Below are 14,205 nucleotides of genomic sequence, written 5' to 3'. Positions count from 1 at the left end.
TTGCTCTCGCTTGACTTGCTTCGCCGCCAACCCGGATTCCTCCAGATCAACAGCTTCTACATCCGTGCGAGTTACTTCATCTCTTCGATAATCCGCTTGCGCAAATCATCTACCAGATCAAGAACCCACACCTATCGGTTGTCCAATTTTTAAAGAGCTGGTTGCGGGGACAGGATTTGAACCTGTGACCTTCGGGTTATGAGCCCGACGAGCTGCCAGACTGCTCCACCCCGCGACTGTTTGAGGAGCAAATGCTACCTCAATGCCCGCCACACCGTACTTGCCCGAAATGTTGCTCGGTCAAAAACACCGTGCTGCGAAGAAGGAGCATTCTACCAGCGCTCTACCGTGTCGTCAACGCTTTACCGGCAAAAACTTGAGACTGAGCCAAAATAGCTGCGCTTGAAAACACGGTTGCGGAACTTCGCGTTCGGGCGGTTCAAGCCTCAACTGAGCAGGTTGGCAATGAAATCAAGATGGAAGTCAGCACCGACAAACCCGGCAATGCCCGACGCAAGCCCGACCCCGGCGAACAACAGAGCAAACCAAACCAGCCAGGTGCGGCGCGTCAACGCGGCGATACCCAACACCGCGAGAGCAACCGTGATTCCGGCTTCGGCAATGTCGAACTGGTCGTCGTGGACATTCAGTCGATCGTATTCCTTCTCGTAACCCTCAGCCTCCTTCTTGATATCCTCCTTCTCGCTTTCGTAGCGACTCACCTTGCCGCGATAGAGGTCGATCTTCTTGTCCAGCAGTGCTGCGGCGTCCGGCGTCAGCGCTGCGCCGCGTTCGCGCTCGAACGTAAGCTGGTCGAGGATGGTCTCGGCGAGCGATTGCTTGGTGCTCTTGGCCTGAAAATAGCTCCAAGCGTTGACACTCCTGGCCTGCGCCTGCGCCATTGCCTGCACAATGTTGCCGTCCTTTACATTGAATAGCGCCATCACCGTCGCCAGGACGGCGACCAGCAAGGCAATTACGCTGTTCAGCCGGTCGGAAGACCGCCCAGCCTTGTCGACCACATCCTCAATCACATCCTTGATGTCAGCCATGTCAACATCCTCCCTTAACAGTGAAAGGTTCCGGAAAAGTCGTGGCACGACAACCGCTGCCACAACGGATCGCCGAGCAAGCACGGGCATGAAGGGCCTGACGAGTCGTGGGTGAACAGGTTCCAGCCGTTTCTCAACTTGGCGCCCCGCATATTAGCCCATGCAGTGGCTGGGTGAGGGCCTCGGCTTTAGGTCAACCAGGACTTGAAATTTCACGTCCCCGGCCCTATTATTAGCACTCGTTAGCTTTGAGTGCTAACAGAGCCCTGCCAAAATCTCGTATTGATGTCGGCTGGACTTGCCCGTAGTGTTCGCTTATTTGCTTTAACCAAGGAGAAACCGCATGAAGATTCGCCCGTTGCATGATCGCGTGATCGTTAAACGTCTTGAAGAAGAGCGCAAGACCGCATCCGGTATTGTCATCCCCGATGCCGCCGCTGAAAAGCCCGATCAGGGCGAAGTCCGCGCCATCGGCAATGGCAAGGTGCTCGAAGACGGCACTATTCGTGCCCTCGCCGTCAAGGTGGGTGACCGCGTCCTGTTCGGCAAGTACGCTGGCCAGACCGTCAAGGTCGATGGCGACGAGCTGCTGGTCATGCGCGAGGAAGACATCATGGGCGTCATCGAGCCGTAAAGCCATCGGCAAAACGGCGATGTCGTCACACCGCTAGGCCACACTCAAGTTTCCCGGTTCCGATTCAAATCATCAAAGAATTCTAGGAGTTATTCTATGGCAGCTAAAGACGTCAAATTTGGCGATAGCGCACGCGCTCGCATGGTCGAGGGCGTAAATATCCTCGCCGACGCAGTCAAGATCACCCTTGGTCCGAAGGGCCGCAATGTTGTTCTCGAGCGCTCCTACGGTGCTCCGACAGTCACCAAGGATGGTGTCTCGGTGGCCAAGGAAATCGAGCTGAAAGACAAGTTTGCCAATATGGGCGCCCAGATGCTCAAGGAAGTCGCCTCCAAGACTTCCGACATCGCCGGTGACGGGACCACTACGGCTACCGTCCTGGCCCAATCGATCGTCCGAGAGGGCATGAAGTACGTTGCCGCCGGCATGAACCCGATGGATCTCAAGCGCGGTATCGACAAAGCGGTAGTGGCTACCGTCGACGAACTGAAGAAGCTCTCGAAGCCGTGTTCGACCAATAAGGAGATCGCTCAGGTGGGTTCGATCTCTGCCAATGCGGACAGCGACATTGGCGACATCATCGCCAAGGCGATGGACAAAGTCGGCAAGGAAGGGGTCATCACTGTCGAAGATGGCAAATCGCTGAACAATGAACTTGATGTCGTCGAGGGAATGCAGTTCGATCGCGGCTACCTGAGCCCCTATTTCATCAACAATAACGAGAAGCAGAACACCATCCTGGAGAGCCCGTATGTGCTGATCTTCGACAAGAAGATCTCGAACATTCGTGATCTGCTGCCGGTGCTCGAACAGGTTGCCAAGGCAGGCCGTCCGCTGTTGATCGTTGCTGAAGATGTCGATGGCGAAGCACTTGCCACGCTGGTGGTCAACAACATCCGCGGCATCCTGAAGACCTGTGCCGTCAAGGCGCCGGGCTTCGGCGACCGGCGCAAAGCCATGCTCGAGGACATTGCCGTCCTGACCGGCGGCCAGGTGATCGCTGAGGAAGTCGGTCTGACGCTCGAAAAAGCAACGCTCGCCGAACTCGGCCAAGCCAAGCGCATCGAAATCGGCAAAGAGAACACGACGATCATCGACGGTGCCGGCGTTAGCGCCACGATCGAGGCGCGTGTCAAACAGGTCCGCGCGCAGATCGAGACGGCGACCAGCGACTACGACAAGGAAAAACTGCAGGAGCGAGTGGCCAAACTCGCCGGAGGCGTTGCCCTGATCAAGGTTGGCGCCGCCACCGAAGTCGAGATGAAAGAAAAGAAGGCCCGCGTCGAAGACGCCCTGCACGCCACCCGCGCTGCGGTCGAAGAAGGCATCGTTCCCGGCGGTGGAGTCGCACTGCTGCGTGCCCGCGTGGCGCTTGCCTCGCTGAAGGGCGACAACACCGACCAAGACGCTGGCGTCAAGATCGTGCTGCGCGCGCTGGAGCAACCCTTGCGTGAAATCGTCGCCAACGCCGGCGAAGAGCCTTCGGTGGTCGTCAATGCCGTCCTCCAGGGGACCGGCAATTTTGGTTACAACGCGGCCACCGGTGAATATGGCGACCTGGTTGAAATGGGCGTCCTCGATCCGACCAAGGTGACCCGCACGGCGCTGCAAAACGCCGCTTCCATCGCTGGCCTGATGCTGACCACCGACTGCATGGTCGCTGAACTGGCGGAAGAGAAGCCGGCCATGGGCGGCGGAGGCATGGGCGGTGGCATGGGCGGCATGGGTGGCATGGGCGGCATGGACATGTAATTCCTGCGCCGGCATTTGCCAGCTCACAAAAAACCCCGCTTCGGCGGGGTTTTTTTCGCATCAGACAAACCGCTAACGCTCCTTGCTTTCCAGCGCCGATTTGTTGATGTTGATCTTGTAGCGCTGCCGCAAACCCGCGAGGTAAGCCGCAAAATCTTGCTGTGCCAGCGTCGTGCCGTATTCACGCTGAAGAGCCTTGCGCCTGCCATCGTCCACGCTTTCCGGGTGGCTAACCTTCACGATCTTGTAGAGCATGTAGTTGCCGCCGTCGACTTCAGCACCGACATACGCCGGCAGTTTCTGGACGTCCGCGTTGAAGATGGCCTTCAGCGCCGCGCCCTGCACCTGACCACTATCGGCGCGCGAAACATTCCTCGCCAGAACCCAGACCGCATTGTCTTCGGAGCCCTGTTGCAACTCGCGGAGTCGAGCCTCTCCGGCCTTGCGGGCCAGGACAGCCGCTTCCTGAGCCTTGAGAGCCGCTTCGATGCCTGCCTTCACCGTATCGAATGGCCTGGTACTCGCCGGCCGATGTTCAATGACACGTGCCGCCAGCAGCGTGTTCGGCGCGATCTCGACCGCTTCCGTATTGCGCTTGTTTTTCAGCGAGTCGTCAGAAAACAGCGACGCAAGAACCTTCGGATTGCCGAGTTGGCCCAGTGCAGCCAGCGCCTCCGGCGCCGGGTTGCGCAGCAACCAACCCGACTGCTGGATCTTCAGCTTGAATCGTTCGGCGGCCGGCTGCAAGCTGTCCGGCTGCTCATAGACCATGTTGCTGAACACCTCGGCCGCTTCGGCGAATTGCCTTGATGCTGCCTGACGCTTCAACTCATCTTCGATTTCAGCGCGCACCTCGGCCAGGGGACGCTGCTTGCCGGCCTTGATCTCCGTCAGTTTGATGATGTGGTAGCCGAATTCCGACTGCACCAAACCCGATATCTCATTCTCTCGGGCCTTGAAGACGGCGTCCTCAAACGCCTTGACCATCGTGCCGCGGGCAAAGAAGCCCAGGTCACCGCCCTTTTCGGCCGAGCCGGGATCCTGTGAGAACTGCTTCGCCAGTTCGGCAAATCTGGCTGGCGACTTCTGAATTTCCTTCAGCACCTCTTCTGCCCTGGCCTTGGCTTTTTCCTTGTCCCCGTCACCATTGGTCAGGATAAGAATGTGGCTCGCGCGCCTCTCTTCGGCCTGCTGATAACGATCCTTGTGACTCTCATACCAGGCTGCCACTTCGGTATCGCTGACCTTGGCCTTGTCGAGAAGCGTGTCCAGCGAGAGAACGACGTACTCGGCCTTGGTCTGCTCCGGAATTTCGAACCGCTTCGTATTCTCTTCGTAGTACTTCTGGGCGGCGACCGGGTCGATCTTCACCTGGTCGGCAAATTGTTCGGCAGCGAAGCGTAGTTCGGCGACCTGTCGCACCTCGGATTGAATTTGCAACATCACCGCGGTGACGGTCTTGCTGACGATGCCGGTATCACCAATCGCACTGACCAATTGCTGCAAGGTGAGATCCTGACGCATCTGTGCTTCGAACTGCGGCTGCGACATGCCCTGAGCCGCCAGCGCCGCTTGATAGCGCGCCATGGAAAACTGCCCGTTGTCCTGCAGGGCAGGAATCTTGCTGATCACCTCGCGCAAACGGTCATCGCCAGCTCCAAGCCTGTCCTTTGCCGCATCGAGCAGCAACAAGCGCTGATCGATCAGCGCGTTGAGAACCGCCAACTTGGCCTCAGGGTTATTCATCGACTCCGGCCGAAAGTTGGTACCCAACACTTGTCGCATTCGATCCTGCTGAGCACGCCAGGCCTGATCGAACTGCGGCATGGTGATCTTCGAGTCACCGACACTGGCCAGATCGGTACCCGCCCCACTGTTGCGCACGTACGAATCGACGCCCCAGAAGGCGAAGGGCAGGGTAATCAAGGCAAGAAATATCTGAACGACTCTCTTGTTACTGCGAACGGCATCAAAGAACATGGTCTCGCTGACTCACTGGAATATTGAGGCGACAACAAAAAAGGCGAACTTGCGTTCGCCTTTCAGCAGTGGCGTAATGGACGAGACGCTAGCCAGCGGCTCCGGCCTGACGGGCCGGCATTTCAGCCGACTAGCACTCCCAAAAACGCTGCAGAACCCTTCTCGCTCGCTCTGGTGGGTGCTGACGGGCTCGAACCGCCGACATCCAGCTTGTAAGGCTAGCGCTCTACCAACTGAGCTAAGCACCCGAGGCGTGACCGAAGCATGGAGGACATAGAGCGCGTAGTCTACCGCATCCCAGGGTACAAGATCAATGCGTGATCACCACCTGTCCGCCAGAGGCCTCCCCGACGGTAGCCGCCACCGCGGGCGTCGCAGCAAGCGGATCGGCCGCCAGGGGCTCCGGCTTGCGTTCGAGCGCCAGTTCGAGCACCTGATCAATCCACCTGACCGGAATGATCTCCAGCTTGTTCTTGATGTTGTCCGGAATCTCGGCCAAGTCGCGGATATTCTCCTCTGGAATCAGCACCCTGGCCAAGCCACCGCGAACGGCCGCCAAAAGTTTTTCCTTGAGTCCGCCAATCGGCAAAACCTCGCCGCGCAGAGTAATCTCGCCGGTCATCGCCACATCGCAACACACCGGGATGCCGGTCAGAACGGACACCAGCGCGGTGCAGATCCCGACACCCGCCGACGGCCCATCCTTGGGAATCGCCCCCTCCGGAAGATGGATGTGAATATCGCTCTTCTGGTAGAAATCGTGATCAATGCCCAGCGACTGGGCGCGCTTGCGCACCACCGACAGCGCCGCCTGGACCGACTCCTGCATGACCTCACCCAGTTTGCCGGTGGTTATCGTCTTGCCCTTGCCCGGCAAGACGACCGACTCAATGGTCAGCAATTCGCCGCCAACCTCTGTCCACGCCAGCCCGGTGACCTGCCCGACCTGGTTCTCGCGCTCTGCGATGCCAAAGTTGTAGCGGCGAACACCGAGGAACTTGTCAAGGTTACGCGCGCTCACCGCGACCTTCGTCTGACTCTTCCTGAGCAGCAGCGTCTTCACCACTTTGCGGCAGATCTTGGAAATGTCACGCTCGAGCGACCGCACGCCCGCCTCGCGCGTGTAGTAGCGAACGATATCGCGTAGCGCGCTCTCGGCCACAGTCAACTCGGCAACCCTCAGCCCATTGTTCTTGATCTGTTTCGGGAGCAGGTAGCGCTGCGCGATGTTGACCTTCTCGTCCTCGGTATACCCGGAGAGCCGGATCACTTCCATGCGGTCCAGCAGGGGCGCCGGGATGTTCAGCGTGTTGGCCGTGGCCACGAACATGATCTCGGACAGATCGTACTCGACCTCGACATAGTGATCGACGAAAGTCGAGTTCTGTTCCGGATCGAGCACTTCGAGCAGAGCCGAACTCGGGTCACCACGGAAATCCTGCCCCATCTTGTCGACTTCGTCGAGCAGAAAAAGCGGATTCTTGACGCCGATCTTGCTCATGTTCTGCAGAATCTTGCCGGGCATCGAGCCGATGTAGGTCCGGCGATGGCCACGGATTTCGGCCTCGTCGCGCACTCCGCCCAGGCTCATGCGGACAAACTTGCGCCCGGTCGCCCGCGCAATCGACTGTCCGAGCGAGGTCTTGCCGACACCTGGAGGACCCACCAGGCACAGAATCGGTGCCTTCAGCCGGTCAACGCGCTGCTGCACCGCGAGATACTCGATAATGCGTTCCTTGACCTTTTCCAGACCCCAGTGATCGGTGTCGAGGATCTTTCCAGCGGCCGCCAGATCCTTGCTGGTTCGCGTCCGCTTGCGCCATGGCAGGCCGCTCAGCGTTTCGATGAAATTGCGCACCACCGTGGCTTCAGCCGACATGGGCGACATCAGGCGGAGCTTTCTGAGTTCCGCCTGCGCCTTGGCGAGACCCTCCTTACTCATGCCTGCCGCCTTGACCTTCTTGTCGAGTTCGTCGAGGTCAGCACCCTCCTCTCCCTCGCCAAGTTCCTTCTGGATCGCCTTGACCTGCTCGTTGAGGTAATACTCGCGCTGACTCTTTTCCATCTGCCGCTTGACACGGCCGCGGATGCGTTTCTCGACCTGCAGGATATCGATCTCGGCTTCGAGTTGCGTCAGCAGCCGCTCGATGCGGGCGCGAATATCGAACATCTCGAGGATTTCCTGCTTCTGCTCGAGCTTTAGCGGCAAATGTGCAGCGATGGTATCGGCCAGACGACCGGCCTCTTCAATGCCGGCAATCGACGTCAGGATCTCCGGCGGGATCTTTTTATTGAGCTTGACGTACTGGTCGAACTGGGCGATCACGGCACGCCGCAAGGCCTCCACCTCATGATTGACACCGTCTTCAGCCATCACCGGCCGCGCCCGCGCGAAGAACATCTCATCGCGGGCATCGATCGCTTCCAGACGAGCGCGATGTACCCCTTCGACCAGTACCTTGACAGTGCCATCGGGTAGCTTCAGCATCTGCAGGATATTGGCAACGCAGCCGACACCGTACAGATCCTCGCCTTCCGGCTCATCCTTGACGGCCGACTTCTGGGCGACGAGCAAAATGCTCTTGCCCAGTTCCATCCCTGTTTCGAGGGCCTTGATCGACTTCGGCCGCCCAACAAACAGTGGAATCACCATGTGGGGAAAGACAACCACGTCGCGCAGAGGCAACAGCGGCAATTCGACTGACTCGTTGGCCAGCTTGGGGGTTGCAGACATTGATTGTGCCCTTCAGGTAAAAGTTCACGCTTCCAGATGGTGGCATGAACCCGTATTTCAAGCCGCGCGGCGCGGCCAGCACATCAGTTGCCGCCAGAAACCTTCGCTTGACCTGTGTAGATCAGAATTGGCTGCGCATCGCCGACGATCATGTTCTCGTCAATGATCACCTCTGTGACATTGTCCATACCCGGCAGTTCGTACATGGTGTCGAGCAGCACCGACTCGAGGATCGAACGTAGGCCGCGCGCGCCGGTTTTCCGTTCCAGCGCTTTCTTGGCAATGGCGGTCATCGCCGCCGGGCGGATTTCGAGCCCCACCCCTTCCATGGCGAACAACTTCTGGTACTGCTTGACCAACGCATTCTTGGGTTCCACGAGGATTTGCACCAGCGCCGTCGCTGAAAGCTCCTCAAGCGTGGCGATCACCGGCAAGCGACCGATCAACTCGGGAATCAAACCGAACTTGATCAGGTCCTCCGGCTCGACGCTGCGCAGGACCTCACCGATCGCCTTCCGGTTGTCCTTGCTCTTGACCTCGGCCCCAAAGCCGATACCACCGCGGTCCGAACGGTTGCGAATCACTTTCTCGAGACCACCGAAGGCGCCGCCACAAATGAACAGGATGTTGGTCGTGTCGACTTGCACGAAGTCCTGATTCGGATGCTTGCGCCCCCCCTGCGGCGGTACGGATGCGACCGTGCCCTCGATGAGCTTGAGCAGCGCCTGCTGCACGCCCTCACCCGAGACGTCCCGCGTAATCGACGGATTGTCGGACTTGCGCGAGATCTTGTCGATCTCATCGATATAGACGATCCCGCGTTGCGCTTTCTCGGTATCGTAATCCGCCTTCTGCAGGAGCTTCTGGATAATGTTCTCGACATCCTCACCGACGTAGCCGGCTTCGGTCAGCGTCGTCGCATCGGCCATCACGAAAGGCACATCGAGCATGCGGGCGAGCGTCTGCGCCAGGAGCGTCTTGCCTGATCCGGTTGGACCAATGAGCAGGATGTTGCTCTTGGCCAGTTCGACCTCGTCGCTGTTCCTGCCGTGGTGACGCAAACGCTTGTAGTGGTTATACACCGCTACCGACAGGATTCGTTTGGCCTGCTCCTGACCGACCACATACTGATCGAGCAGGGCAGAGATTTCCTTGGGCGTCGGCAGGTCGCTCTTGACGCCCTTGCCGCCCTGGTCACCAGCAATTTCGTCGCGAACAATATCGTTGCACAGCTCAATACACTCGTCGCAGATGAACACCGACGGCCCGGCGATCAACTTCTTCACCTCATGCTGGCTCTTGCCGCAGAACGAGCAGTAGAGCAGTTTCTCACTGCCACTCTTCTTTTCTGTCATGTCGACCTACCTTCTTCTCAAGCCGTATGGAGACTGCCTGGAAGCGAAATCAGAGAATCAGATCGCATCCCGATTGGCCAGTACCTTGTCGATTAGACCATATTCTGCCGCTTCCTGCGCCGAAAGGAAATTGTCGCGATCCGTGTCACGCTCAAGGCGCTCTATCGCCTGCCCCGTGTGATGCGCCATCAACTCGTTGAGCTTGGCACGCAGCGAAAGAATTTCCTTGGCGTGAATGGCAATGTCCGACGCCTGCCCCTGAAAACCACCCATCGGCTGATGAATCATCACTCGCGAGTTGGGCAGGGCAAAGCGCTTGCCGGGCGCACCGGCGGCCAGCAGAAAAGCCCCCATCGAGCAGGCCTGCCCCATGCACAAGGTAGACACGTCCGGCTTGATGAATTGCATGGTGTCATAAACCGACAGACCGGCCGATACCGCGCCGCCCGGCGAGTTGATGTAGAAGTGGATATCCTTGTCCGGGTTGTCGGCTTCCAGAAAGAGGAGTTGCGCGACGACCAGATTCGCGGTCACATCATTGACCGGCCCGACCAGGAAGATGACGCGCTCCCTGAGCAGGCGCGAGTAAATGTCGTATGCGCGCTCGCCCCGTCCGCTCTGCTCGATCACCATCGGGACCAGGCCCAGGGCCTGCGGATTCCAGTTATTGCCGTGGTCGATGGTCATTTCGGTGCCTCGGTTACCATGAAAGTCGCGCATCTTCAGGATTTTTGCCCCATCAACTCACCGAAGGGAATCTGTTTTTCAACCCACTGCACTTTGGTCAGCACCCAGTCCACGACGCTGTCCTCGACGGCCGCACCCTCGAATTCAGACAGGCGGTCGGCTTGCGCATAATACCAGCGGACGATCTCTTCCGGATGCTCATAGCTTTGCGCCGCTTCCTCGACCATCGCCCTCACCTGCTCCGGCTTCGGGCGCAGATCGTTCAACCTGACGATTTCGGCCAGAATCAGACCGAGACTGACCCGGCGCCTGGCCTGATCAGCAAACCATTCGGGCTGCATCGGCAGGTCTTTCACCTTCATGCCGCGCTGCTCCATGTCCTGGCGGGCAACTTGCATCAGGCGCTCGATCTCGCGCGCGATCAGCGCCCCGGGAACGTCGATTGGATTGGCCGCCAGCAAGGCATCCATCACCTGCCCGGTGATCCGTGCCTGCAGCCGCTTCTTCACCTCACGCCTGAGATTGGCCTCGATCTCGGCGCGCATCTTGCCAATATCGCCATCCTCGACACCCAGCGCCTTGGCAAAGTCGGCATCGACTTCCGGAACGACCGGCTCGCCGACTTCCTTGACCGTGACCTCGAAGGTGACTGACTGGCCGGCCAGATCCTTGGCGAAATACTCAGCCGGGAAAGTCATTCCGAAGGACTTGGATTCACCCGCAGCGGTGCCGATGACCGCGCTTTCGAAGTCGGCAAGCATCTTGCCCTCGCCGAGCACGAAACGGTAGTCCTTGCCCTGACCACCCGCAAAGGGCTCGCCATCCTTCTTGCCAAGGAAGTCGATACTCACTCGATCGGCTGTCGCAGCGGCGCGATCGACGGGTTCGTAGCGCACACGCTGCCGACGCAGAATGTCGATCGTACCGGCGATCTCGTCGGGCCCCACCTCAAGGACCGGACGCTCGATGACCACTCCGGCCAGATCGCCCAGTGTGAATTCCGGATAGACCTCGAAGACGGCCGCGAACTCGATATGCGTCGCACTGCCGGCGTCCTTCGGCTCGATCCTGGGACTACCGGCAACGCGCAACTTTTGCGCCAAAACAGCCTCGCTGAACTGGTGTCCAACGGCTTCGCTCAAAGCCTCGCGGCGGGCCTGCTCGCCATGCTGCTGCCTGACCATGCCGGCGGGTATCTTGCCCGGCCGAAAACCCGGCATTTTCATGTTTTTGGCGAGGCGCTTCAGTCGTTGCTCAACCTCCCGGTCGAGTTCGGCGATAGCGACCGACAGGTCAATGCGTCGCTCGAGGGCGTTAACGGCAGGGCTGTCAATATTAGCGGCGTTCGTTTCCATTAAGAATCCTTGTCATACGGGCTGAAAGGTGAGCGGATACTTGTCCAGGCCGGCGAAGACGCCGCCAGAACATTCTCCGCTTCAGCTTCGCGTCCGCGCCATGATCCCACATCTTGGCGCACGAAAAAACGCCAGATTCTACAGCAATCTTTGTCCCGTCGGAACCTGTGAAGTACAAGCCGACCACTGGCCGGACTCGCCGTCGCTGAGCACGACCCCGTCTCGACACAGACCGGTGGCATCGGCGCTACCGTCTAGAAGCTGTAGCGCAGCTCCGAGTAGACGCGATCCTTGGCGTCGTAGCGCCCGAAGTATCCCAGCGGTGACCCGTTGAAGATATCGACGCCAAGGGCCAGGCGCCAGTTCTTCTCGAAGTTCCAGCTCACTCGCGGCCGGAGCATCCAGTCCGTACGGTTCATGCTGGCGACCCACAGCGCCTGCGCCTCGACCTTGTCGCCGAACTTGTGGCTGACCAGCAGGCTGTAGCCATTCTCGTTGGCCGACGGAATGATCTCTGCATTGTGATCGAAGAAGTGGGTCTGGAAGACCTGGACATTGATCCGCGTATCGGTGAACTGGGTAAAGTCCAGGCCGAGCACCCAGAGAAGCGTTTTCTGCAACACCAGCCCGTCGGGGTCAGTCAGGTTGGTGACCTGATATTGTTGCCCACTGGTATATACAGCCTCGCCCTTCAGAACGACCGAACCGAAATCCTTGGCCACCGTGCTGCCCACCTGATCGATGCGGTCGTGCCTGGCCTGATAGACGACCGTCGGCTGTGGGGCGGCGATGATTTCCCGGTAGAAGGTCGGCGCAACGCTCATGCTGCTGTAGGCAAAAGCGGCCACATCCCAGCCGTTGCGCAGCATCGACAGGCGCAGACCGTAGTTGGTGTTGGCGAGACTGCGCGTCGGAAACTTCTCGTTGAGAAAAGTGGTCGCCATACCAGGCGGCGCCGGCAAGGTGTAGTCATAGAACTCCGCGCCTGGCTTGCCGATGTTGTCGTAGCTGGCCACCGGGATCCACAGCAACTCGGCGTGGAAGTCGTCCTTGAAGTACTCCGCCCTGATGGCCCACTGTGGAATACGCAGGATGTCGAATTCCGGCAGGACGAAATGGCGCACATCCTTGGCAGAGACGACGTCGCCGAACAGCAGGCCAACCATCTCACCCCAGATCACGTGCTGCCGGCCGACACGGAAATCCCAGTCACCGGCTCCGATGTCGAGATAGTTCTCGCGCAGCAACACATTGAAGCGTTGGTTGTTGTCTACGGCCTGCGGATAGAAGTCCGTCAGCGAGTAGACGGCGTCATAGTCGATGCGAGCGCCCAGCCTCCACTTGACGTTGCTGCCGAGGCTACCCTGAGTGCTGAGATCGAAGCGAGTCATCATCTCCGACCAGTGCGACGGCTGCGGATAGGTATAGGCCATGACGTTATCGACAAAACCCTTGAAGCCGGCGGTACGCGTTGGCGACGCTGCGCTGGCCGTTTCGGCCGCCGGTTTCATCAGCGCGTCGTCACCGAACAAGGATTCCCGGCTGACCGGGCCGCTTGGTTCTTCAGCAGGCGGCTCGGCTTCCTCCGCAGGCTGATCATCGTCAAACAGGGCGTCCCTGCTCTTCGGCAGAGCATTTTCGGATTTCGCGGCGAGCAGGCCCCCCGTTGGCTCCGATGACGAACGGGCCGATCGGTCGATGGCGGGGGCCTGCCCAGCGTCGACGATTCCCGACGCGGCCCATACGGGCAAGGTCGCCAGGAGCGGTGCGAGACACGCAAAAGTCTTTCTAGTCCTGTTTTTCATTGCCCTCTTCCCCGGATCTATCCAACGTCTCGTCGGACCCACTGGTCTCTCGGTTACTCGCACCGGCGTCCGCCGGACGGTGACGCGCGAGAGACCACTTGCTGCTCGAACGGACACCCAGCATGGCAATCTCTCCGTCCTCCACACGAACCAGACGGTCAGCCCTGGCAATCACCCGTTTGTCGTGCGTCGAGAAAATGAAAGTCGTCTTGAAAGCACGGTTGATCTTCTTCATCAGGAGAAGAATCTCCTCGCCAGTCTTGTGATCGAGATTGGCCGTCGGTTCGTCGGCCAGCACGATCGCCGGCTTGATCGCCAGCGCCCTGGCGATCGCCACGCGTTGACGCTGACCGCCGCTCAGTTGATTCGGGCGATGCGTGGCGTACTTCGACAAACCGACGACGTCCAGAAAATAAGCCACTCGCTTCTGACGCTCCGAACTCGAAACGTCTCTGCGGTGCAGCAGAGGATACTCGACGTTTTCGGCGGCTGACAATACCGGCAACAGGTTGAAGGTCTGAAAGATGAAACCGATCGTACGAGCGCGCAGGTCGGCGAGCTGATCAGGGGTACGCCCACTGACGTCCTGGTCGTTGATGTAAATCTTGCCGCTGGTTGGCGTGTCGATGCAGCCGATCAGATTCAGAAGTGTGGTCTTGCCACTGCCCGACGGCCCGGCGATGGCCAGGAACACCCCGGGATCGAAAGCCAGAGTAATGTCCTTGAGGGCTTGGACTTTCTGGTCTCCGAGCCGATAATCCTTGTACACGTGTTCGATGCGGACAACGCTCATTGGGAGGCACTTCCTGCCAACCGCTTCGACGGTCAGCACAATGGGGTGAAAACTATGG

At 59.2% G+C, this 14,205-nt stretch carries 10 protein-coding genes and 2 tRNA genes; 2 read left to right on the top strand and 10 right to left on the bottom strand.

What is annotated here, in order from left to right; translation table 11 throughout:
- Positions 1 to 158: 158 nt before the first annotated feature.
- A tRNA-Met gene (locus ACCAA_RS21375) sits at positions 159 to 235 on the bottom strand.
- 211 nt (positions 236 to 446) lie between these two features.
- Positions 447 to 1,052 carry a DUF4337 domain-containing protein gene (locus ACCAA_RS21370; RefSeq protein ID WP_186409264.1) on the bottom strand — a complete coding sequence of 202 codons (606 nt, stop codon included), beginning with the start codon at positions 1,050 to 1,052 and terminating at the stop codon, positions 447 to 449.
- A gap of 343 nt (positions 1,053 to 1,395) precedes the next feature.
- Here ACCAA_RS21370 and groES point away from each other — a divergent pair, with 343 nt between their 5' ends.
- Together groES and groL are read left to right on the top strand one after the other, a co-directional pair.
- Positions 1,396 to 1,686 carry a co-chaperone GroES gene (gene groES, locus ACCAA_RS21365; RefSeq protein WP_186409263.1) on the top strand — a complete coding sequence of 97 codons (291 nt, stop codon included), beginning with the start codon at positions 1,396 to 1,398 and terminating at the stop codon, positions 1,684 to 1,686.
- A gap of 96 nt (positions 1,687 to 1,782) precedes the next feature.
- Complete coding sequence (gene groL / locus ACCAA_RS21360; protein WP_186409262.1) at positions 1,783 to 3,438, top strand: chaperonin GroEL; 1,656 nt, start codon at positions 1,783 to 1,785, stop codon at positions 3,436 to 3,438.
- Positions 3,439 to 3,510: 72 nt separating this feature from the next.
- Here the strand turns inward: groL and ACCAA_RS21355 are convergent, their stop codons facing one another.
- From ACCAA_RS21355 to ACCAA_RS21320, 8 genes are all read right to left on the bottom strand, one after another.
- Positions 3,511 to 5,418, bottom strand: coding sequence for a SurA N-terminal domain-containing protein (locus ACCAA_RS21355; RefSeq protein WP_186409261.1), 1,908 nt, complete (start codon positions 5,416 to 5,418; stop codon positions 3,511 to 3,513).
- Positions 5,419 to 5,590: 172 nt separating this feature from the next.
- Positions 5,591 to 5,666, bottom strand: a tRNA-Val gene (locus ACCAA_RS21350).
- A gap of 62 nt (positions 5,667 to 5,728) precedes the next feature.
- The gene (gene lon, locus ACCAA_RS21345) at positions 5,729 to 8,152 is read right to left on the bottom strand and encodes an endopeptidase La (RefSeq protein ID WP_186409260.1); all 2,424 of its coding nucleotides are present in this window, start codon (positions 8,150 to 8,152) and stop codon (positions 5,729 to 5,731) included.
- Between the two features lie 83 nt (positions 8,153 to 8,235).
- Positions 8,236 to 9,507, bottom strand: coding sequence for an ATP-dependent Clp protease ATP-binding subunit ClpX (clpX, locus tag ACCAA_RS21340; protein ID WP_186409259.1), 1,272 nt, complete (start codon positions 9,505 to 9,507; stop codon positions 8,236 to 8,238).
- 57 nt (positions 9,508 to 9,564) lie between these two features.
- Entirely contained in the window at positions 9,565 to 10,194 is a 630-nt protein-coding gene (clpP, locus tag ACCAA_RS21335; protein WP_186409258.1) for an ATP-dependent Clp endopeptidase proteolytic subunit ClpP, read from the bottom strand.
- Between the two features lie 35 nt (positions 10,195 to 10,229).
- Positions 10,230 to 11,549 carry a trigger factor gene (gene tig / locus ACCAA_RS21330; protein WP_186409257.1) on the bottom strand — a complete coding sequence of 440 codons (1,320 nt, stop codon included), beginning with the start codon at positions 11,547 to 11,549 and terminating at the stop codon, positions 10,230 to 10,232.
- Between the two features lie 254 nt (positions 11,550 to 11,803).
- On the bottom strand, positions 11,804 to 13,354 hold the full coding sequence (locus ACCAA_RS21325) for a DUF1302 family protein (RefSeq protein ID WP_186409256.1): 1,551 nt from the start codon (positions 13,352 to 13,354) through the stop codon (positions 11,804 to 11,806).
- A complete protein-coding gene (locus tag ACCAA_RS21320; RefSeq protein ID WP_245754730.1) occupies positions 13,338 to 14,147 on the bottom strand; it encodes an ABC transporter ATP-binding protein in 810 nt (269 codons plus the stop codon). The genes ACCAA_RS21325 and ACCAA_RS21320 overlap by 17 nt, the downstream gene beginning before the upstream one ends.
- Positions 14,148 to 14,205: the final 58 nt, after the last annotated feature.

The organism is Candidatus Accumulibacter aalborgensis (assembly GCF_900089955.1).
Lineage (GTDB): Bacteria > Pseudomonadota > Gammaproteobacteria > Burkholderiales > Rhodocyclaceae > Accumulibacter > Accumulibacter aalborgensis.
The sequence above is the reverse complement of the archived record's forward strand: the minus strand, read 5'-3'. Positions and strand labels throughout refer to the sequence as shown.

Excerpts from the sequence above, each read along its gene's own strand:
- ACCAA_RS21325 (WP_186409256.1), bottom strand. The coding sequence starts at position 13,354 with ATGAAAAACAGGACTAGAAAGACTTTTGCGTGTCTCGCACCGCTCCTG.
- lon (WP_186409260.1), bottom strand. The coding sequence starts at position 8,152 with ATGTCTGCAACCCCCAAGCTGGCCAACGAGTCAGTCGAATTGCCGCTG.
- clpP (WP_186409258.1), bottom strand. The coding sequence starts at position 10,194 with ATGACCATCGACCACGGCAATAACTGGAATCCGCAGGCCCTGGGCCTG.
- ACCAA_RS21370 (WP_186409264.1), bottom strand. The coding sequence starts at position 1,052 with ATGGCTGACATCAAGGATGTGATTGAGGATGTGGTCGACAAGGCTGGG.
- ACCAA_RS21355 (WP_186409261.1), bottom strand. The coding sequence starts at position 5,418 with ATGTTCTTTGATGCCGTTCGCAGTAACAAGAGAGTCGTTCAGATATTT.
- groL (WP_186409262.1), top strand. The coding sequence starts at position 1,783 with ATGGCAGCTAAAGACGTCAAATTTGGCGATAGCGCACGCGCTCGCATG.
- tig (WP_186409257.1), bottom strand. The coding sequence starts at position 11,549 with ATGGAAACGAACGCCGCTAATATTGACAGCCCTGCCGTTAACGCCCTC.
- ACCAA_RS21320 (WP_245754730.1), bottom strand. The coding sequence starts at position 14,147 with ATGAGCGTTGTCCGCATCGAACACGTGTACAAGGATTATCGGCTCGGA.
- clpX (WP_186409259.1), bottom strand. The coding sequence starts at position 9,507 with ATGACAGAAAAGAAGAGTGGCAGTGAGAAACTGCTCTACTGCTCGTTC.
- groES (WP_186409263.1), top strand. The coding sequence starts at position 1,396 with ATGAAGATTCGCCCGTTGCATGATCGCGTGATCGTTAAACGTCTTGAA.